This is a genomic window from Bradyrhizobium sp. sGM-13 (assembly GCF_018398875.1).
Classification (GTDB): domain Bacteria; phylum Pseudomonadota; class Alphaproteobacteria; order Rhizobiales; family Xanthobacteraceae; genus Bradyrhizobium.
Genome location: NZ_JAGWDK010000001.1, coordinates 132,425 through 153,062, shown reverse-complemented (window position 1 = coordinate 153,062; position 20,638 = coordinate 132,425). Strand labels below are relative to the sequence as shown.

Sequence of the window (20,638 nt, the reverse complement as noted above, 5' to 3'; positions counted from 1 at the left end):
CGAACTGGCCACTATGCTTAATGTTGCGTATAGGAACTGGCCGAAACGGAGCCGGACGTGCCGATCGAGAACAATTTGGCCAGTGATCTGCAACTGATCGTGCCGAATCTACACAGGCGCTATTCGGGCGTGACGGCGACCAACCGGATGGTGGCGCCGAAGCTCGCGCAGATGTACCGCGCAGCATGGCTCGGGCCGCACGCGCCCGACGGCATCGCGCGGATGGGTTTTGCGGATCTGTTGAAACTCTGGCGGCATCGCCACTTCCTGATCTGGCACGCGCGACGCAATGACGAGATGATTGTTGGCGTTTTGGTGCGTGCGCTCGGCTGGCCGCTGAAACTGGTCTTCACCTCGGCGGCGCAGCGGCATCACACCTGGCTGACCCGATGGCTGATCCGGCAGATGGATGCCGTGATCGCGACCTCCGAACTGTCGGCGTCGTTTCTCAAACGCGAGGCGACGGTCGTGATGCACGGCGTCGACACCAACGCCTACGCGCCGCCGGCCGACCGCGCCGCGGCGTTTGCCGAGGCGAAACTGCCGGGACATTACGCGATCGGCTGCTTTGGCCGCGTGCGCGCGCAAAAGGGCACGGATGTGTTCGTCGAGGCGATGTGCCGGTTGCTGCCGCGCTACCCGGATTTCACCGCCGTCATCGTCGGCGCGGTCGTGCCGGAGCAGCAGGGTTTTGCCGATGGCTTGAAACGGCAGATCGAGGCGGCCGGGCTGCAATCGCGCATCGTCATCACCGGCGAGCTCGAAATCGAGGAAGTACAGCGCTGGTATCAGCGGCTGACGATCTACGCGTTCACCTCGCGCAACGAAGGCTTTGGCTTGACGCTGATCGAGGCGATGGCGGCAGGTGCGGCGCTGGTGGCGGCGCGGGCAGGCGCAGCGGAGTTCGTGGTCGAGGACGGTGTGACTGGCGTGCTGACGCCGCCGGGCGATACTGAGGCGCTGGTCGCGGCGCTCGAGCCTTTGATGCGCGATCCGGCCTTGGCACATGCGATGGGCGAGCGGGCGCGTGCGCGCGTGCTGGACAAGTTCAGTCTTGAGGCGGAGGCCAATGCGATCGCCGCAGTCTATCGCACGCTCGATTGAGCCATCACGCGCTGCGCGATGTCGGCCACCTCGGCCGCCGCAATGTCGCGCATGCAGCGGTGGTCGTTCATAGTGCAGACCGTGCGCTGGCAGGGCTGGCAGGACAGTTTCGATTTGGTCTGCAGCACCGTGGCGGCAAGACCGTTCAGCGGCGCCCAGAGATAGGGGCTGGTGGGGCCGAAAATGCCCATGGTCGGCGTGCCGATCGCAGCCGCGATGTGCATCAGGCCGGAGTCGTTCGAGATCGCGACGCTCGCCGCCGCCATTGCCAGGATACCGTTGCGCAAGTCAGTCCCCGTGAGGTCGCGGGCCTTGCCGCCGGTGGCGGAGACGATTTCCTGCGCCAGTGTCTTTTCGCCGGGACCGCCGACAACCCAGACGTCGAGGCCGCGCTCGACCAGGAGCCGCGCGGCTTCCGGATAATAGGTCCATCGCTTTGAGGCGCCGACGGAGCCCGGGCCGAACGCTACGGCGGGACCCGTACCGAGCCCGCTCGCCTGCCGCCAACGGGCGGTTTCCTCCGGCGGAACCACGAGCTGCGGCACGGGCCATTCCGGCGGCAGGGGCGTGCTGTCGGGCAGCGCCAACGCGGCATTCTTGTCGATAAAGCGGGGCAGGGCCTTTTCGCCCCAGCGCATCCGGTTGATCAGGCCGAATCGCGCCTCGCCGAAAAAGCCGACGCGCTCGGGGATGCCGGCCAGCGCGGGCGCGATCGCCGCCTTCCAGGTGCGGGGCAGGACGAGGGCGGTTCCATAACCCCGGGCGCGCAGTTCGGTGGCGAGGCCCCGCTGCTTGGCCAGCGCAAGCCGGCTGCGCGGCAGGTTCCAGACGATGCCCGCCCGGACACCGGGCATATAGTCGACCAGCGGTGCGCAAAGGGGGGTCACCAGGAGGTCGACCGGGCGGTTCGGCCAGCGCTGCTTCAATACCCGCACCACGGTATGGCCGCGGACGAAATCGCCAATCCACATATAGGGAATGATCAGGATAGGCCTGGTGTCGGCGCTATCTTCCATTTCGATCCCATATGGTGAACTAAAATTCATATCTTGGCTTATTTCGCCGCTAACCGATTGCCGGCCCGTCGGTAACCGCTCCGAGGCGACACGTAAAGCCGGTCGATTCGGTCTTGGATTCGCCGAGAAGCAAAGTTGCCTGCCGCGCGGGAGTGAGGCAAAGCTTTCGCCCGAACAAATCATGGCAGGGGATGGCATGTTGCTGGTGACCGGGGGTGCCGGTTTTATCGGGTCGAACGTCGTGGCTGCGTTGAATGACGCCGGCCGGGACGTCGTCGTGTGCGACGTGCTCGGCCATGACGGCAAATGGCGCAATCTGGCTAAACGCCGGTTGGCCGATTTTGTACCGCCTTCGGAACTGATGGACTGGCTGAAGGGCCGCCGGCTGGAAGCGATCATCCATCTCGGCGCCATTTCCGAAACCACGGCGACCGACGGCGACCTGGTGATCGAGACCAATTTCCGCCTGTCGATGCGGTTACTCGACTGGTGCACGGCCAACGCCACGCCGCTGATCTACGCGTCCTCGGCCGCGACCTATGGCGACGGCGAGCAGGGGTTTGGCGACGACCAGTCAATGGACGCGCTGAAGCGGCTACGGCCGATGAACCTCTATGGCTGGAGCAAGCATCTGTTCGACATGGCGGTCGCCGAACGCTCAGCGCGCGGCGAACGGCTGCCGCCGCAATGGGCGGGATTGAAGTTCTTCAACGTGTTCGGCCCCAATGAATATCACAAGGGCACGATGATGAGCGTGCTGGCGCGGCGCTTCGACGACATCAAGGCCGGCCGTCCGGTGCAATTGTTCAGGTCGCATCGGGAAGGGATCGCCGACGGGGACCAGCGGCGCGACTTCATCTATGTCGATGACGTCGTGCGGGTGGTGATGTGGCTGCTCTCGACGCCATCGGTCAGCGGCATCTTCAACGTCGGAACCGGCACGGCGCGCAGCTTTCGCGATCTGATGCTATCGGCCTATGCCGCACTCGGCGTCACACCGAACATCCAGTATATCGACATGCCCGAGCAGATCCGCGGCAGCTATCAATACTTCACTCAGAGCGAAGTCGATCGGTTGCTGAACGCCGGCTATAATGGCGGCTTTACGGCGCTGGAAGACGCGGTCGAAACCTATGTGAAAGTTTTTCTCGATCGTCCTGATCGCTTTCGCTGATGGGCACCAGGTAGACAGATGTTCGATTTTGAAGCCCTGAGCCAGGCGATCCCAAATCAGACCGTGCTCTGCGTCGGCGATCTCATGCTCGACGAGTTCGTCTATGGCGACGTATCCCGTGTTTCGCCGGAAGCGCCGGCGCCCGTTATCGCGGTCCAACGTAGCGAGACCAATGTCGGCGGTGCCGGCAACGTCGCGCGCAACATCACCTCGCTCGGCGCCCGCTGCATCTTTGCCGGCCTGATCGGCGAAGACGAGGCGGGTGCGAAGCTGAAAGCCGATCTGGCGCGGGAAAGCCGGATCGAGACCGTGCTGGTATCAGATCCTTCCCGTCCGACCACGCGCAAGGTGCGCTTCGTCTCCGAGCATTTTTCCACGCACATGCTGCGCGCGGATTGGGAGCAGGCCGTGCCGGCCTCGGCCGTTGTCGAGCAGCGGCTGATCGATGCAATTCTGCCGCTGGTGCCCCGCGCCGATATCGTACTGCTGTCCGACTATGCCAAGGGCGTGCTGACGGCGCGCGTCATCCGCAACATCATCGACGTCGCGAAAAGGCTCGGCAAGCGCGTGATCGTCGATCCCAAGAGCGCCAATTTCGCGATCTATCGCGGCGCCACGCTGCTGACTCCCAACCGCAAGGAGTTTGCCGAAGCCACCCGCAGCCGCGCCGACACCGACCAGAACATTGCCGAGGCGGCGCAGGACGCGATGTACCTCGCCGACTGCGAGGCCATGCTGGTGACGCAAAGCGAGCACGGCATGACGCTGGTGGTTCGCGGAGGCGAAGCGATCCATGTGCCGGCGCTTCCGGTAAAGGTACGCGACGTCTCGGGCGCGGGTGACACGGTCGCCGCGGTGCTGGCGCTGACGCTTGCGGCCCAAGCCGACTGGGAGACGGCGCTCAGGATGGCGAACGCAGCGGCCGCGGTCGCGGTCGGGAAGAAAGGCACCGCTACCGTGACGCCCGCGGAGCTGCGGCGGAAAATCCTGCCGCATGCGTCGCTGGCGGCCGAAGAGAAGATCGTGCCGGCAGGCGGCGATCTCGCCGTGCATCTGGCGGAGTGGCGCCGGCAGGGGCTGCGCATCGGCTTCACCAATGGCTGCTTCGATATTCTGCATCCCGGCCACGTCAAGGTGCTGACGGCGGCGCGCGGCGCCTGCGACCGCCTGATCGTTGGCCTCAACAGCGATGCCTCGGTGAAACGATTGAAGGGCGAGGGACGCCCGGTGCAGGATGAGCGGGCGCGCGCCGAAGTGCTGGCAGCGCTGGAAGCGGTCGATCTCGTCGCGATCTTCGCGGAGGACACGCCGATCGACCTGATCACGCGCGTGAGGCCGAGCGTGCTGGTCAAGGGCGGCGATTATATGCGCGAGCAAATCGTCGGCCACGAGATCGTCGAGGCTACCGGCGGCGAGGTCATGCTCGTCGATATCCTGCCGGGCCATAGCACGACGTCGCTGCTCGGCCGCGCGAGGGGAGGCAAGGCGTGAGCGTAAGTGCGGTGCCAGTACCCGAGACAGGGGTACGGCGGAATTGGCGCGACCAAGCGAGGTGGATGACGGTCGCGGATGTTTTCGCAATTCTAACGGTATTGACGCTGCCATGGTCGACGACCCTGCCGGGAATTTTCGTTTCCTGTTGGCTTGGCGCGTTGGCGTGGGTGACTGACTGGCGGGCCTTCACGCGATTGCTGACGCAACCGATCTGCTATCTACCGCTTGCTTTCGCGGGTCTCGCTGCTGTCGGCACGCTCTGGTCAGACGCGGCTTGGGGCGCGCGTCTCTATGCCCTTGGTCCCACGCTCAAGCTTCTCGTGTTGCCGGGCTTGTTCTACCATTTCGAGCGCTCGGCACGCGGAATGTGGGTCTTTATCGCGTTCCTGGGTTCGTGCACCCTGCTGATGCTGGTGTCCTGGATCGTTCTGATCGATCCAAGTTTATCGCTGAAGCCCGCCGAAGCGGCGGAGCGCGGCATCTTCGTCAAAAATTATATCGCCCAGAGCCAGGAATTCGCGCTGTGCGCGGTGGCGCTGGCCTACCCGATCGTCCGTCTGCTGCAAGCAAACAGGCTGTGGCTGGCGCTGATGCTGGCCGTGATCTCGTTCGGCTTCATCTTCAACATGTCTTTTGTGATCGTTTCGCGCACGGCCATGGTCACCATCCCGGTCATGATTGCAGTATTCGCGCTGCTTCACCTGAAATGGCGAACCAGCCTGATGATCTTCAGCGGATTGGTCGTCCTGGCGGCACTGGCGTTTGCCGCGTCGCCGCTCCTGCAGCGGAAGGCGGAAACGATCGTCAGCGACTACCAATTATACAAGCGGCAAAACGTGCCTACATCGGTCGGGCTGAGGCTGGAATATTGGCGGAAGTCGGTGCAGTTTTTTGCCGCCTCCCCGGTCGTCGGCAACGGGACGGGGGCCACGCTCGGGCTGTTCCAGAGGGCCGCCAGCGGGGAGCCGGATCGCGCCACGGCCCATGTCATTGGCAATCCTCATAACCAGACGCTTGCCGTTGCAGTTCAATGGGGCGCCGCCGGGATCATCACGTTGTATGCCATGTGGTTTGCACATCTTCGATTGTTCCGCGGTGAGGGTCTCGTGGCCTGGATCGGAATGCTGGTCGTGGTGCAAAACATCTTCACCTCAATATTCAATTCGCACATCTTCGATTTCCACGAGGGTTGGATGTATGTGCTCGGCGTTGGAGTGGCCGGTGGCATGGTGCTGCGCGCTAGATCGGTCGGTAAGGACCCTTCCGGAACAGCCAGGTCATGATCGCTGGCATGCACGCCAGAGATGAGATATCAGCGGGCGAAGGACGCCCTGCGAATCCCATCGCTTCCCCAGCCGACCATTGAAATGACGCCTCTTTCGCAACTCACCCGTCGCAATTTCCTGATCGCAACGCATGATGCGCTGGCGACCGCCATTGCGCTGCTCGCAAGCTTCTACCTGCGCTTCGACGGTGGCGAGGCCTTCTATGCCCGCCTGCCGCTGCTGCTGAAGATCTTGCCGCTCTTCGTCGCCTTCAGCATCGTTATCTGCTACGTCTTCAATCTGACGACGACGAAATGGCGTTTCATTTCGCTCCCCGATGCACTGAACATCCTGCGCGTGGCAACCCTTCTGGCGGTAACGCTCGTCGTGTTGGACTATGCCTTCATTTTCGCCGCATCGAATGGCAAGACGCCGGTGCTGTTCGGCCGTGTCACCATCGTTCTCTACTGGTTTCTGCAGGTGTTCGCGCTGAGCGCGCTCCGCTTCGGATATCGCTATTTCCGTTACACCCGGGTTCGCCGCCATGCTCAGACCGAAGGCGCGTCGGCGACGCTGTTGATCGGCCGCGCCGCCGATGCCGAGGTGCTGTTGCGCGCGATCGAGAGCGGCGCAGTCAAGCAGCTTTGGCCGGTTGGCGTGCTGTCGCCGTCGGCCGCGGACCGCGGGCAGTCGATCCGTAACGTGCCGGTGCTGGGCGGGATCGACGACGTCGAGGACGTGGTCCGCGATTATGCCGGACGGGGAAAGCCGATTTCGCGGGTCGTCATGACGCCGTCGGCGTTCGAACCCGAGGCGCACCCCGAGGCGGTTCTGATGCGAGCCAAACGGCTCGGGCTGTTCGTCAGCCGCCTGCCGTCGCTCGAAAGCGGCGACGTGCCGAGGCTGACCAATGTCGCCGTCGAAGACCTTTTGCTGCGGCCAAGCGAGAAGATCGACTACGCGCGGCTTGAAAGGCTGGTGAAGGGCAAATCGGTGATCGTCACCGGCGGCGGCGGCTCGATCGGTTCGGAGATATGCGACCGCGTCGCGACCTTTGGCGCTGCGCGGCTATTGGTGATCGAGCACTCGGAACCGGCGCTTTACGCGGTTACGGAAGCGCTGACGGCACGCGCGGCCAATGCCGCCATCGAAGGCCGGATCGCTGACATCCGCGATCGCGATCGGATCATGGGCCTGATGCGGGAGTTCAAGCCCGATATCGTGTTCCATGCCGCAGCGCTGAAGCACGTGCCGATCCTCGAGCGCGATTGGAGCGAGGGCGTCAAGACCAACATCTTCGGTTCGGTCAACGTCGCCGACGCCGCGCAGGCAGCGGGCGCCGAAGCCATGGTGATGATCTCGACCGACAAGGCGATCGAGCCGGTCTCGATGCTGGGACTGACCAAGCGCTTCGCCGAAATGTATTGCCAGGCGCTCGACCACGACCTGATGATCCAGTCGGAGGGCAAGCCGCATATGAGGCTGATCTCGGTGCGGTTCGGCAACGTGCTGGCCTCGAACGGATCGGTGGTGCCGAAATTCAAGGCGCAGATCGAGGCCGGTGGTCCGGTCACGGTGACGCATCCGAACATGGTCCGGTACTTCATGACGATCCGCGAAGCCTGCGATCTCGTGCTGACCGCAGCCACGCACGCGCTGACGCCCGCGCGGCCCGACGTCTCCGTCTATGTTCTCAACATGGGACAGCCGGTCAAGATCGTGGAGCTTGCAGAGCGGATGATCCGCCTGTCCGGCCTCGAACCCGGCGTCGACATCGAGGTAGTGTTCACCGGTATGCGGCCGGGCGAGCGGCTGAACGAGATCCTGTTCGCCACCGAGGAGCCGCCGGTCGAGATCGGGGTCGCCGGCATCATGGCGGCGAAGCCGAATGAGCCGCCGATGCAGACCTTGCGAAAATGGCTTGCGGCGCTGGAGGATGCAATCGCGCGGGATGACCGCTCCACCATCCGCGCGGTGCTCAAGGATGCCGTGCCGGAATTCGGATCGAACGCCGCCTGATTTTTTGCTGCCTCGCCCGGTCGGTCGCCGCGGCCATTCGTGCCCTTCGGAAGCCATGATGCAGAAGTCCGGAAAAGTCGTCGTCGTCAGCCAGCATTATCCGCCCGATCCGAGCACGACGGCGGCGATCATGGCCGCGATTTCCGACCACGTGGCGCAGCAGGCCAAGGTGCTGGTGCTGTCGGGAACGGCGGGCTCCGCGGTATCGGCGCAAGCGGGCAAGCCTGAGGTCGTCGAGGTCAGGAACTGGATGCCGGGCAAGGGCGCGCTGGGAAGGCGCGCCATGGCCGAATTGCTGTTCACGGTCCGGATGTTTTTCGTGCTGCTGGCGAGGTTGCGGCGCGGCGACGTCACACTGACGGTGCCGGCCCCCTTCATGCTGCCTTACGCTTTTGCCGCCGCGGCCAAATTGAAAGGCGCGAGATCGGCGCTGATCATGCACGATCTCTATCCCGATGTCCTTGTCATGGCCGGCCTGCTGAAGCCGCAGTCGATCGTGGCGAAGGCGATGCGCGCCCTGAACGCGCCGATGTTTCGCGCGCTCGACGCCGTCGTCATCATCGGCCGCGACACCGAGAAGCTGCTGCTGCGCTATGGCGGAATGACAAGTGACAAGATCCGCTTCATTCCGAACTGGGCGACACTTGCGCGTGGCGTTCGCGCGATCGACTCGGACAATCCGTACCGCCGGCCGCTTTCCGCCCGCTTCGTCGTCGGACTGTCAGGCAATCTCGGCTTTACCCACGATCCCGTCATCGTGTTCGAAGCGGCGCGCCTGTTGCGCGACGACAAGGATATACACTTCCTGCTGTCGGGCTGGGGGATCGGGTTCGACCAGTTGAAGGCCATGCAGGCCGAGGCAAAGCTCCCGAACGTTACCCTGGTCGATCGCGTCGAGGAGGAGCAGCTAGAGGCGTTTCTTTCGGCGGCGGACGCCTGGATCATTCCCTACCGCAGGAACGTCGCCGGCGTGTCGGTGCCCAGCCGGTTCTACAATCTGCTGGCGATCGGCCGTCCGGTGATCCTGGTTTCCGAAGCGGATGCCGAGGCGGCGCTGACGGTCGTCGAGCACGATGTCGGCTGGGTGGTGGAGCCTGGCAACGCCGACGAACTGGCGAAAACGGTCAGTCACGCCGCCCAGACCGACGACACCCAGCGGGCCGAACGCGCGGCTGAAATCTCCAGGCGCTTTGATTTTGAAATCGCCATGGCCGACTATTGCGGCCTCATCCGCGAGCTCGCGCAGAAGTAGCTGGATCAGACGCGAGACGGTTGCCGGCATGAGAAACGGTGCATCAAGAGCGCCGTCGCGGCGCCTCCAGCACCGAGTAGCAGGCCAGTTATCGTAGACGACGAGGTCATGGCCGACCCGATTGCCAATGCGGCCAGCACGAGGTTGAGCGCGAACACTTCGCTCACCACGCGTGATACCGAAAAGCCGTTGTCGGTGGCGCGCTGATAGAAGTGGGTGCGATGCGCGGCCCAGAACGGCTCGCGCCGCGCGACGCGCCGCAGCAGCGTGACGGTCGCATCGGCGAGATAATAGAGCGGCAACAGCAGCGCCGCTGCCACTTGCTGGTGCCAGGCGAGCTGCAAGAGACACCAGCCGGCCAACAGGCCGATCGGCAGGCTGCCGACGTCCCCGAGAAAGATTTTTGCTACCGGCCGGTTGAAGGGCGCGAAGCCGAGCATCGCGCCGAACAGCGCTGCGGCGGCGACCGTCGTTGATGCCGGAAGTCCGCCGAGCCAGCCGAGCAGAACGAGTGCGCCGGTGATGGGCACGATCTCGGCGACCGTCATCAGGTCCAATCCGTCCATGAAATTGACGAGGTTCACGAACCATAGGCCTGCGAGGATCAGGAGGCCGCGCTCGAGCCAAAGCGGGCAGGCGGGAACGATCCTCAGATTTTCGGGCGCGGCCAGGATCACTGCGGCGACAGCAAGCCCCTGCAGCAACAGTCGCGGCAGAACGGGAATCGATTTGACGTCATCGGCGATGCCCACGGCCCCAATGAACAACGTCGCGGCAAATACAGCGACGGGAATCTTCATCTCCGCAGCCCCGGCAAACACGATGACCGCAACAGTCGTGATCAGCGTGGCCATGATCACCGCGATGCCCGCGCCCTGCGGCGTCGGAATCCGGTGGGAAGAACGCGCGTTCGGTTTTGCCAGCGCTATCCGCAAAAGCAGAGGCCGGAGCGCCCATGTCAGGACGGCTGACAAGAGCGCCGCCAGCACCGCGGCGGCAAACGACAACAGTAGTTGCGAATTGGCCATTCTGTTTGCGCCGGGAGCCGCTCGAAGATTATTTGGGAACTTCAATGGGCGCCGTGCCCTGCGCGGCCTTCTCGGCGCTCAAGATCCAGACGAGTCCGCCGATCAAACCGACTACGAAGGACACCGCGCCATAGAGCAGAGAAATGTTGACGCCCTCGTTGGCCATCAGGCCGGCATACCCGAACGCCAGCCCCATAGTGGCTTCGCGGACGCCCCAGCCGGCAATCGAAATCGGCAGCATCGTGATCAGCATGACGGGCGGAACAAGCTGGAAAATCTGGCCGAACACTACAGGGGCTGCGATCGACTGCACCACGCACCAGGCGATCACGACGGCGAGCACGTGTACGAGCAACGACAGCACCGCGACTTTCGGGCCGTGGGTGCGGCTGAACAGCACGCGATTGGCGATCACCGAGCAGGCGTGGATGTGATGGGTGCCCCACCAGTGCTTCAGCCACGGCCACGGCAGCCTGCCGAGCAGGAGAAATCCGAGGCCACCGGCAAGCGCTGCGAAATCGACGAACAGCAGCGCCGACCTGCCATGGGGATCGGTGATCAGCCGATAGCTCCACGGCAGGCTCGCAACAATGACGACCGCGAGCGCGATCAGGCCGATGGCACGATCGACGAAGATGGAATAGGTCGCCGCCCGCCAGCCGGCGCCGTTGCGCGCGACGAGCCATAGTCTGACCGCATCGCCGCCGATCGAGGACGGTAGCGTCTGGTTGAAGAACATCCCGATCACGTTGAAGCGCATCGCCTGCCGGGTCGGCAGCGGAGCGCCGCATTCCGCACCGATCTCGCGCCATCGCAACACGCCGACGAATATCTGCAGGAACGTCACGGCAATCGCCACGCCGAGCCAGCCGAGGCTGGAAACGTCGATGCGGGCCGCGAGGTCGGCGAGGTCCACCTTGCGCAACGAGAAATACAAGAGCGCCGCCGAAACCAGTATCTTCAATGTCGAAAGCAGGATTCGGCGCATCTCGCCCGTGCCGGGTTTGAGGAGAGGGTGCAAAAAGCGGTGCAATTCGGCGCCTTGGTATGGTTTTCGGGCCGATCTGGCAATAGCGGGGCTGGTAGGTGTTGCGGTGGCCTCGGCAACGCAGGTAAAGAGGCCTAGCGACAGAAATTTCCGCCATTGAGCGGCGCCTTCCAAGGATACGATGCCGGATCAACCCATATTGGTCACCGGAGCTGCGGGTTTCATCGGCTTCCACGTTGCGCGCCGGCTGGTGGCCGAAGGCCGCGCCGTGGTCGGCCTCGACAATCTCAACGACTATTACGATCCGGCGCTGAAACGGGCGCGGCTCGATATCCTGCGTGGGGAGCAGGGTTTTGCATTCCAGCAGATCGATCTCGCCGATCGCGCGTCAATGGAACGCCTGTTCGCCAAACACCGCTTTCCAAGCGTGGTGCATCTCGCAGCACAGCCTGGCGTGCGTTATTCGATCGATCATCCGCACGCCTATGTCGATGCCAATCTCGCAGGCTTCGTCAACGTGCTGGAAGGCTGCCGGCATTATGGATGCGGCCATCTGGTCTATGCCTCGTCCTCATCGGTCTACGGCGCCAATGCCAAAATGCCATTTTCGGTGGAGGACAAAACCGATCATCCGATCAGCCTCTATGCCGCCACCAAGAAGGCCAATGAGCTGATCGCGCATTCCTACAGCCATCTCTACCGTCTTCCGGTAACAGGCCTGCGGTTCTTCACCATCTATGGGCCATGGGGACGGCCCGACATGGCGGTTTACCTGTTTACCAAGGCGATCGTGGAGGGTACCCCGATCAGGCTCTTCAACCATGGCAGGATGCGACGCGACTTTACCTATATCGAGGACGTGACGCGCGCCGTACTGCGACTGATCGACCAGGCCCCGCGCGACGGCGGGCAGGGCGCCGGGGCGCCGGCAAAAATTTACAACGTCGGCAATAATCATCCGGAAGAGCTGACCCATGTGGTGGCGGTTCTCGAGCGGGAATTGGGCCGCGCGGCGGTCAAGGAGATGCTGCCGATGCAGCCCGGAGATGTGACCGAGACTTTTGCCGACGTAACCGAACTGATGCGCGACACCGGCTTCAGGCCGCAGACTTCGATCGAGGAAGGGCTTCGCGCCTTCGTTGCCTGGTATCGCGACTACCATAAGGTTTGAGGCGCCGATGAACCGACGAATTATTCCTCTCATCATGTGCGGCGGCGCGGGAACGCGGCTGTGGCCGGCCTCGCGCGCGGTTCATCCCAAGCAGTTCCTCTCCCTGTTCGGCGCGCGTTCGACGTTCCAGGATACGCTGTTGCGGGTTTCGGATGCTGGCCTGTTCGAACGGCCCGTCATCATCACCAACAACGCCTATCGCTTCATGGTGCTCGAGCAACTGGCGGAGATCGGACTGGAAGCTGACGTGCTTCTCGAACCGATGCGGCGCGATTCCGGGCCTGCGATCGCGGCCGGCGCCGCCTTTGCGCAGGCGCGCGACAAGGATGCCATCGTGCTGGCGCTCGCCGCCGACCACGTGGTGCGCGACACGCCCGCTTTCCTCGCCGCCTGCCGCGAGGGGCTGGCTGCCGCGGAAGCCGGGCACATCGTGACGTTCGGCGTGCAGCCCGAACGCGCCGCCACCGAATATGGCTACATCAATCCCGGCGAGGTCATTTCCGGCAAGGTTCGCGCAGTCGCGAAGTTCGTCGAGAAGCCCGATCCGGCAACCGCGGCCGATTACGTCAAGTCAGGCTATCTGTGGAACAGCGGCAACTTCATGTTCCGCGCCGCCGTGCTGTCGGATGAGTACGGCAAGGTTGATGCGGACAGCGTCCAAGCCGTCACCGATGCAGTGACGAAGGCGGGCACCGATCTCGGCTTCGTCAAGCTCGACGAGGCCGCGTTCGGATCGGCGAAATCGATCTCGATCGACTATGCGGTGATGGAGAAGACCTCGCGTGCCGCGGTCGTGCCGGTCGCGTGCGGCTGGTCCGATGTCGGCTCCTGGCATGCGGTGTGGGAATTGTCCGGCAAGGACGGCGAGGGCAACGCGGCGCGCGGCGTAGCCGTGTTTGAGGATTCGCGCAATTGCAACGTATCGACCGATCGCGCGCTGGTCGCGCTCGAAGGCGTCGACGACCTCGTGGTGGTCGCCACCCAGGACGCCGTGCTGGTGAGCCGGCAGAAGGACGCCAACGGGCTGAAGCGGCTGGTCGCAAAACTGAAGACAGTGGCGCCGCAGGTGACGGAAGACCACATCAGGGTGCATCGGCCCTGGGGATCCTATCAGTCGGTCGACAATGGCGATCGGCATCAGGTCAAGCGCATCATCGTGAAGCCGGGCGGGCGGCTGTCGCTGCAGAAACACCATCATCGATCCGAGCACTGGATCGTGGTGCGCGGAACGGCGCAGGTGACCGTCAACGAACTGGTCAAGACCGTGCACGAGAACGAATCGATCTACATCCCGATCGGCGCGGTGCACCGGCTGGAAAATCCGGGCAAGATCCAGCTCGAACTGATCGAGGTCCAGACCGGGAGTTATCTAGGTGAGGACGACATCATCCGCATCGAGGACGACTACCAGCGCAGTTGAGCCGACCGTAGTTTTACCGGGCCCGCGGTTGTAATTCTTTGAATCAAAACGTGTCTGAAAACCGTCGATCGCGTTCGCCACATCTGTGATGGCGTGCTAGAGAACCGCCGGGGACACTTACCGGCGCAATTCTGCCTGGAATCTGCTTGGGGTCGACAAATCATGAGTTCCAAAGGGGCCGCATTCGAAGCGAAGGCCGACACAAAACGCGGCTTGCGCGTCGGCGTGGTCGGGGCGGGTGTGATGGGGAGTAACCATGCCCGCGTGCTGGCCGGTCTGCCCGGCGTGACGCTGGTCGGCATTGTCGATCCGTTGCCCGAACACCGCGCGCGCGCCACCGCGCTCTCCGGCTGCCGTGCGTTCGCCGAACTCGACGAGCTGTTTGACGAGGGCGTCGATGCCATTACGATCGCGGCGCCGACCCATCTCCATCACGAGATTGCGCTCGCCTGCATCACCCGCAACATCCACCTCCTGGTCGAGAAGCCGGTGGCCTCGACCGTCGAGGAAGGGCAGGACATCGTCAATGCGGCGCGTAGTGCCGGCGTGACGCTGATGGTCGGCCATGTCGAGCGCTTCAATCCGGCGGTCGCCGCGATCAAGCAGGCGATCTCGGGTGAGGACATTCTTTCGATCGGCATCACCCGCGTCGGACCGTTTCCGCCGCGGATGTCCAATGTCGGCGTCGTGATCGATCTCGCTGTCCACGATATCGACCTGATCCGCTGGTTCACCGAGTCCGATATCGTCGAGGTGCAGCCGCAGCTTTCCAGCGCGGTTGCCGAGCGCGAGGACATAGCGCTCCTGCAATTCCGCACCGCCTCCGGCGTGCTTGCCCATATCAACACCAACTGGCTGACCCCGTTCAAGGCGCGCAGCGTTACGGTCGCAACCCGCGGCAAATATGTGATGGGCGATCTTTTGACACGGCAGGTGACCGAGTGCTTCGGCTTCAAGCCCGACGGCAGCTACTCGATGCGGCATCTGCCGGTTGGCCATGATGAACCGCTGCGCGCCGAGCTGATCGCATTCTTCGATGCCGTCCGCACCGGCAATATGCCGGCGGTTTCCGGCGACGAGGGCGTCGCCAGTCTTGAAATCGCTATTCGCTGCCTCGAGCAGCCCGCCAAGCCCGCGGCTTCCGCCGCGCGCAAGGGACCGCGCCGTATCGCCGGCTGAATTCCTTCCAGAACCGAGCAAGGCTCCATGAACCAGCACATGCGTTCAGAACCCGTTCCCTTCGCTGATATCGCTGCGCAGCGCCGCCGGCTCGGCAAATCGATCGATGAGGCCGTTGCCCGCGTGCTCGATCACTGCCAGTTCATCAATGGACCGGAGGTCACTGAGCTGGAAGCCGCGCTCGCGAAATTTTGCGGCGCCAAGCATGTGGTGAGCTGCGCCAGCGGCACCGACGCGCTGCTGATGGTGCTGATGGCGAAAAATATCGGCCCAGGCGATGCCGTGCTGTGTCCGTCCTTCACTTTTTGCGCGACCGGCGAGGTGGTGGTGCTGACCGGTGCCACGCCCGTCTTCGTCGATGTCGATGAGGTAACCTTCAACATCGACCCCGGCTCACTCAAGCGCGGCATCGTGACGGCGCGGCAGCGTGGCCTGAATCCGCGCGCCATCATTCCGGTCGACCTGTTCGGACAGCCGGCCGACCAGGACGCGATCAGCGCCGTCGCGGAAGCCGAGGGCCTGTTCGTGCTCAACGACGCCGCCCAGAGCTTTGGCGCCAGCTACAAGCGCCGCCGGCTCGGCACCTTCGGTCTGGCGACCACCACCAGCTTCTTTCCCGCAAAGCCGCTCGGCTGCTTCGGCGACGGCGGCGCGATCTTCACCGACGACGATGCGCTGGCCGAAACGCTGCGCAGTATCCGCATCCACGGCCAGGGCTCGGACAAATACGACAATGTCCGTATCGGGCTTACCGCGCGGCTCGACACCATGCAGGCTGCGATTCTGATCGAGAAGCTGAAAATCTTCGAGGACGAGATCGCGGCGCGCAATGTGGTCGCGGAGCGCTATGCAAGGGGCCTCGGCAATGTCGTGACGGTGCCGCGTCTTGCCAGCGGCTGCAGTTCGATCTGGGCGTGCTATACGATCCGCCTGCCCAAAGGCACGGACCGTGATCGCTTCGCTGCCGACTTGAGGGCGCAGGGGATTCCGACCGCGATCTACTACACGAAATCGATGCATCAGCAGACCGCCTATCGCGATTTCCCGGTCGCGGATGGCGGACTGCCGGTATGCGAGAGCCTGTCCGCCGACGTCATCAGCCTGCCGATACATGCCTATCTCGACGAGCCGACGCAGGAGCGGGTCATCAAGGCGGTACGCGGCGCGCTTCAGGCGTGATCCCGACCCGAAGGGCCGCGTCGGCAAAGTGGTGGCCGGTTTCGGTCAACATCATGGCTAAACTGCTAGCGAACTGATTTCCCCGCTTTGCGAATATGCGCTAGAAGCAGCGCATGCTCGGACGCATCTTCACCGTCGGCGGTTATACGCTGCTTTCGCGGCTGACCGGATTCGCGCGCGATATCATGCTTGCCGCGATTCTCGGCGCAGGCCCCGTCGCGGACGCGTTTTTCGTGGCGCTGCGGCTGCCCAATCATTTTCGCGCTATCTTCGCCGAAGGTGCCTTCAACGCTGCCTTCGTGCCGGCTTACGCGCATCTGCACGGCAAGGGTGAAGCCTCGGCGCGGCTATTCGCCGACCGCATCTTCACGCTGCTGTTTGCCGTGCAGGTGATCCTGCTCGTCCTGGCGTGGTGGTTCATGCCGGAGGTGATCGCCATTCTCGCGCCGGGGTTCAAGGACGATCCGGCGCGTGGCGAGCTGGCGATTTCGCTGACGCGGATCACGTTTCCGTATTTGCTGCTGATCACGCTGGTGACGCTGTACGGCGGCATGCTCAACGTGATGCATCGCTTCGCCAGCGCTGCCGCCGCGCCGATCTTCCTCAATCTGTCGATGATGGCGACGCTGGCGCTGGCGGCGTTCTTTCCGGGCACGGGCTACGCCGCGGCATGGGGCGTTTTGCTCGCCGGCATCCTCGAGTTCCTGCTGCTGGCGGGTGACGCGGCAAAGACCGGCATCCTGCCGAAATTCGCTTCGATCAAATTCGACGAAGACGTGCGCGCGTTCTTCCGGGCGCTGGGGCCTGCGACCATCGGCTCGATGGGAACGCAGATCGCGTTATTCGCCGATACGATCATCGCGACCTTTCTGCCGGCGGGTGCGCTTTCGGCGTTGTACTACGCCGACCGTCTCAACCAGTTGCCGATCGGCGTGATCGGAATCGCGATCGGCACCGTGCTGCTGCCGGAAATGTCGCGGCGCCTCGCGGCGAACGATATCACCGGTGCATCCGCCGCGCAGCGGCGGGCGTTCGAATTCTCGCTGCTGTTTTCGGTGCCCTTCGTCGCCGCCTTCCTCACCGTGCCTGACGTGATCATGCGCGCGATGTTTGCGCGCGGCGCGTTCTCGAACGCGGACGCGGTGGCTGCCGGCGCCACGCTGGCCGCTTACGCAATCGGACTCATCCCGTTCGTGACCATCCGTAGTGCGGTAGCAACCTTCTATGCCCGTCATGACACCGCGACGCCGGTCAAGGCGGCGCTAACCGGCGTTGCCGTCAACGTCGCGCTGAAGGTCGGGCTGATGGGCGCGCTGGCGCAAATCGGCCTGGCGCTCGCCACCGCCATTGGGGCTTGGGTCAATCTTTTGCTGGTGCTCGCCTTCGCGGTGCGGGCGGGCTACCTCGAGCTCGACCGCGCCTGGATGACGTCGCTCGCCAAGTTCGCCGCGGCCGGTATTGTGCTCAGCGCCGCGCTGTGGGCCACCGCGCGATTCGCTAGTTTCTACTTCGCGCAAATGCACATCTTCCGCGACGAGACCTCGCTACTGCTGCTGATCGTGGCTGGTGCATTCGTGTACGGGGTCTTGATCCTGCTGCTGTTTGGCAGAGGGTGGCTATTTGTGCTGCTCCGCGACCGCCAATCCCGGGGCTAAACTTCTGTGAATAAAAGAAATTTTCTAGAAATCGCGCGGTGGCTGCATTGGCGCAGGTTCGCGTCTGCCGCCGGAAAAACGCCGGCATTGTGAGTCGGACGTCATCAAGTTTTCTTGTTGTGCAGGTGCGGAAAATCCGGCCGCTGGAATAGTAGTCGCCGCTAAAAGCGGGTTTGCGCTGGCTCGCGAACCGCTGCAATATAGAACGCTTCCAGGTGCGTGATCCGGAAACGCGGGTACCGGGTTCTCCGAAAGGATCATGCTCAAAACAAAAGTGAGTGCGGTGACGTTTCCAGGAAAACTCATCACGCGCTAGCGGCAATTGGAGATACGATGGCAGCTCCCATCAAGTTCGGCGTCGGTCAAAGCGTTCTTCGCAAGGAAGACGACGCGCTCATTCGCGGCAAGGGCCGCTATACCGACGACCATTCGCCACAGCCGGCGTTGCACGCGCTGATGCTGCGCTCGCCGCATGCGCACGCGAAATTCACCCTCAACGTCACCAAGGCCCGCGGGATGCCGGGCGTAGCGGCGATCTTGACCGCCGACGACGTCAGGGATCTCGGCGACCTGCCGTGCCTGTTCAACCTGGAAGTCGATCCGTTCACCGGCCCGCCCTATCCGATTCTTCCCAAGGACGAGGTGCGCCATGTCGGCGACGCTGTCGCCTTCGTGGTCGCCGACACCATCGACCAGGCGCGTGACGCGATTGAGGCGATTGACGTCAACTGGACGCCGCTTCCGTCCGTGGTCGGCGTCGTCAACGCCGTGAAGAAAGACGCGCCGCTGGTCTGGCCTGACAAGCCCGGGAACGTGCTGTTCGACGTGTCGATCGGCGACAAGAAGGCGGCTGAGGCCGCCTTTGCCAAGGCGCATGCGATCGCCGAGATATCGATCGTCAACCCGCGCGTCATCACCAACTTCATGGAGACGCGCGCCGCGGTCGCCGAATACGACGCCAAGCGCGATCATCTGACGCTGACCATCGGCAGCCAGGGCAGCCATCGCCTGCGCGAAATCCTGTGCGGGATGGTGCTGAAGATTCCGATGGAAAAGATGCGGGTGATCTGTCCCGACGTCGGCGGCGGCTTCGGCACAAAGCTGTTTCCCTACCGCGAATATGCGCTGATTTCGGTAGCGGCGCGCAAGCTGCGCAAGACCATCAAATGGACCGCGGATCGCTCCGATCACTTCATGGGCGACGCGCAGGGCCGCGATAACGTCACGACCGCGAAGATGGCGTTGGCCGAGGACGGCAAATTCCTCGGCATGGACGTCGATCTGATGGGCGACATGGGCGCCTATCTCTCGACCTTTGGGCCCTACATCCCGCATGGCGGCGCCGGCATGCTGCCCGGGCTCTACGACATCCAGGCCTTCCACTGCCGCGTCCGCACCGTGTTCACCAATACCGTGCCGGTCGACGCCTATCGCGGCGCCGGGCGCCCCGAAGCGGCCTATGTGGTCGAACGTCTGGTCGATGCGGCCGCGCGAAAGCTCGGGATGACGCCGGATGCGATCCGGCGCAAGAACTTCATTCCGCCGAAGGCGATGCCCTACAAGACCGCGACCGGAAAGGTCTACGATTCCGGCGACTTCACCGCGCATATGAAGCGCGCGATGGAAGTCGCCAACTGGAAGGAATTTCCGAAGCGCGCCAAGGCGGCGAAGAAGCAAGGTCTCGTGCGCGGCATCGGCATGTCCTGCTATGTCGAGATCTGCGGCACGATGGGCGAGGAGACCGCCAACGTCGCGCTCGATCCCAACGGCGACATCAACGTCCTGATCGGCACACAGTCGAGCGGGCAGGGCCACCAGACTGCCTATGCGCAGCTCGTTGCCGAGCAGTTCGGCGTGCCGCCCGAGCGTGTTCATGTCTTGCAGGGCGACACCGACAAGATCGCCACCGGGCTCGGCACCGGCGGCTCTTCTTCGATTCCGACGGGCGGCGTCAGCGTCGAGCGCGCCACGCGCGAACTCGGCAACAAGCTGAAGGAGATCGCGGCCGAAGCGCTGGAGACCAGCGCCGGCGACCTCGAGATCAGCAATGGTGTCGTGCGCATCGCCGGCACCGATCGCTCGATCAGTTTTGCAGACCTCGCGAAACGGCCAGGCGTCGATCCGTCGAAACTGAATGCGAGCGCGACGTTTGCGCAGGCCGACGGCACCTACCCGAACGGCACGCATCTCGCCGAAGTCGAGATCGATCCCGCCACCGGCATCATTAGAATCGTCAACTATGTCATCGTCGACGATTTCGGGGTCACGCTCAACCCGTTGCTGCTCGCCGGTCAGGTGCATGGCGGGGCGATGCAGGGCATTGGTCAAGCCTTGATGGAGCACGCCGTCTATAGCGCAACCGACGGCCAACTCGTCACCGGCACTTTCATGGATTATGCTGTGCCGCGGGCCTCCGACGGCCCATCATTCCATTTCGAAACGCACAATGTGCCGTGCACGACCAATCCGCTCGGCGTCAAGGGCGCAGGCGAGGCGGGCGCGATCGGCTCTTGCCCCGCGGTGGTCAACGCGATCATCGAGGGTCTGTGGCGCGAGTACAAGATCGATCACATCGACATGCCGGCCACGGCCGAACGGGTCTGGATCGCAATTCGCGAGGCACAGAAACGGCATAATCTCTGATATTTTGTCGCATGCGGAATGATGCGCCGCCTGCGGTGTTTGCAAAGAGCC

The 20,638-nt window shown here is 63.6% G+C and carries 15 protein-coding genes; 12 read left to right on the top strand and 3 right to left on the bottom strand.

The annotated features are described in order from the left end of the window. The first annotated feature begins 57 nt into the window (after positions 1-57). On the top strand, positions 58-1,104 hold the full coding sequence (locus tag KJQ96_RS00730; protein WP_213284801.1) for a glycosyltransferase family 4 protein: 1,047 nt from the start codon (positions 58-60) through the stop codon (positions 1,102-1,104). Here the strand turns inward: KJQ96_RS00730 and waaF are convergent. Then, positions 1,086-2,120 carry a lipopolysaccharide heptosyltransferase II gene (waaF, locus tag KJQ96_RS00725; protein WP_213284800.1) on the bottom strand — a complete coding sequence of 345 codons (1,035 nt, stop codon included), beginning with the start codon at positions 2,118-2,120 and terminating at the stop codon, positions 1,086-1,088. The genes KJQ96_RS00730 and waaF overlap by 19 nt on opposite strands. 196 nt (positions 2,121-2,316) lie before the next feature. Between waaF and rfaD the strand changes: the two genes are divergently transcribed. The 5 genes from rfaD to KJQ96_RS00700 all read left to right on the top strand — a co-directional run bounded on the left by rfaD (position 2,317) and on the right by KJQ96_RS00700 (position 9,324). Next, complete coding sequence (gene rfaD, locus KJQ96_RS00720) at positions 2,317-3,294, top strand: ADP-glyceromanno-heptose 6-epimerase (protein WP_213285103.1); 978 nt, start codon at positions 2,317-2,319, stop codon at positions 3,292-3,294. Positions 3,295-3,312: 18 nt separating this feature from the next. Then, complete coding sequence (gene rfaE1 / locus KJQ96_RS00715; protein WP_213284799.1) at positions 3,313-4,785, top strand: D-glycero-beta-D-manno-heptose-7-phosphate kinase; 1,473 nt, start codon at positions 3,313-3,315, stop codon at positions 4,783-4,785. Between the two features lie 65 nt (positions 4,786-4,850). After that, positions 4,851-6,071: an O-antigen ligase gene (locus tag KJQ96_RS00710; protein ID WP_213284798.1), complete on the top strand. Its 1,221-nt coding sequence runs from the start codon at positions 4,851-4,853 to the stop codon at positions 6,069-6,071. Positions 6,072-6,155: 84 nt separating this feature from the next. Then, complete coding sequence (locus KJQ96_RS00705) at positions 6,156-8,072, top strand: SDR family NAD(P)-dependent oxidoreductase (RefSeq protein WP_213284797.1); 1,917 nt, start codon at positions 6,156-6,158, stop codon at positions 8,070-8,072. Between the two features lie 58 nt (positions 8,073-8,130). Next, positions 8,131-9,324 (top strand): glycosyltransferase family 4 protein, encoded by a 1,194-nt coding sequence (locus KJQ96_RS00700; RefSeq protein ID WP_213284796.1) that lies wholly within the window; start codon positions 8,131-8,133, stop codon positions 9,322-9,324. 5 nt (positions 9,325-9,329) lie between these two features. Here KJQ96_RS00700 and KJQ96_RS00695 read toward each other — a convergent pair whose 3' ends face one another. After that, positions 9,330-10,352, bottom strand: a complete 1,023-nt coding sequence (locus KJQ96_RS00695; protein WP_213284795.1) for a glycosyltransferase family 4 protein — start codon at positions 10,350-10,352, stop codon at positions 9,330-9,332. A 28-nt stretch (positions 10,353-10,380) separates the two neighbouring features. Next, positions 10,381-11,340: a lysylphosphatidylglycerol synthase transmembrane domain-containing protein gene (locus KJQ96_RS00690; RefSeq protein WP_213284794.1), complete on the bottom strand. Its 960-nt coding sequence runs from the start codon at positions 11,338-11,340 to the stop codon at positions 10,381-10,383. A gap of 181 nt (positions 11,341-11,521) precedes the next feature. Here KJQ96_RS00690 and KJQ96_RS00685 point away from each other — a divergent pair, with 181 nt between their 5' ends. From KJQ96_RS00685 to KJQ96_RS00660, 6 genes are all read left to right on the top strand, one after another. Then, positions 11,522-12,511 (top strand): NAD-dependent epimerase, encoded by a 990-nt coding sequence (locus KJQ96_RS00685; protein ID WP_213284793.1) that lies wholly within the window; start codon positions 11,522-11,524, stop codon positions 12,509-12,511. 7 nt (positions 12,512-12,518) lie between these two features. Then, positions 12,519-13,931 (top strand): mannose-1-phosphate guanylyltransferase/mannose-6-phosphate isomerase, encoded by a 1,413-nt coding sequence (locus KJQ96_RS00680; RefSeq protein WP_213284792.1) that lies wholly within the window; start codon positions 12,519-12,521, stop codon positions 13,929-13,931. A 162-nt stretch (positions 13,932-14,093) separates the two neighbouring features. Beyond that, on the top strand, positions 14,094-15,110 hold the full coding sequence (locus tag KJQ96_RS00675) for a Gfo/Idh/MocA family protein (RefSeq protein WP_213284791.1): 1,017 nt from the start codon (positions 14,094-14,096) through the stop codon (positions 15,108-15,110). A gap of 27 nt (positions 15,111-15,137) precedes the next feature. After that, the gene (locus KJQ96_RS00670; RefSeq protein ID WP_213284790.1) at positions 15,138-16,289 is read left to right on the top strand and encodes a DegT/DnrJ/EryC1/StrS aminotransferase family protein; all 1,152 of its coding nucleotides are present in this window, start codon (positions 15,138-15,140) and stop codon (positions 16,287-16,289) included. 113 nt (positions 16,290-16,402) lie between these two features. After that, entirely contained in the window at positions 16,403-17,944 is a 1,542-nt protein-coding gene (murJ, locus tag KJQ96_RS00665) for a murein biosynthesis integral membrane protein MurJ (RefSeq protein WP_213284789.1), read from the top strand. 333 nt (positions 17,945-18,277) lie between these two features. Continuing rightward, positions 18,278-20,587 carry a xanthine dehydrogenase family protein molybdopterin-binding subunit gene (locus KJQ96_RS00660; RefSeq protein WP_213284788.1) on the top strand — a complete coding sequence of 770 codons (2,310 nt, stop codon included), beginning with the start codon at positions 18,278-18,280 and terminating at the stop codon, positions 20,585-20,587. Positions 20,588-20,638: the final 51 nt, after the last annotated feature.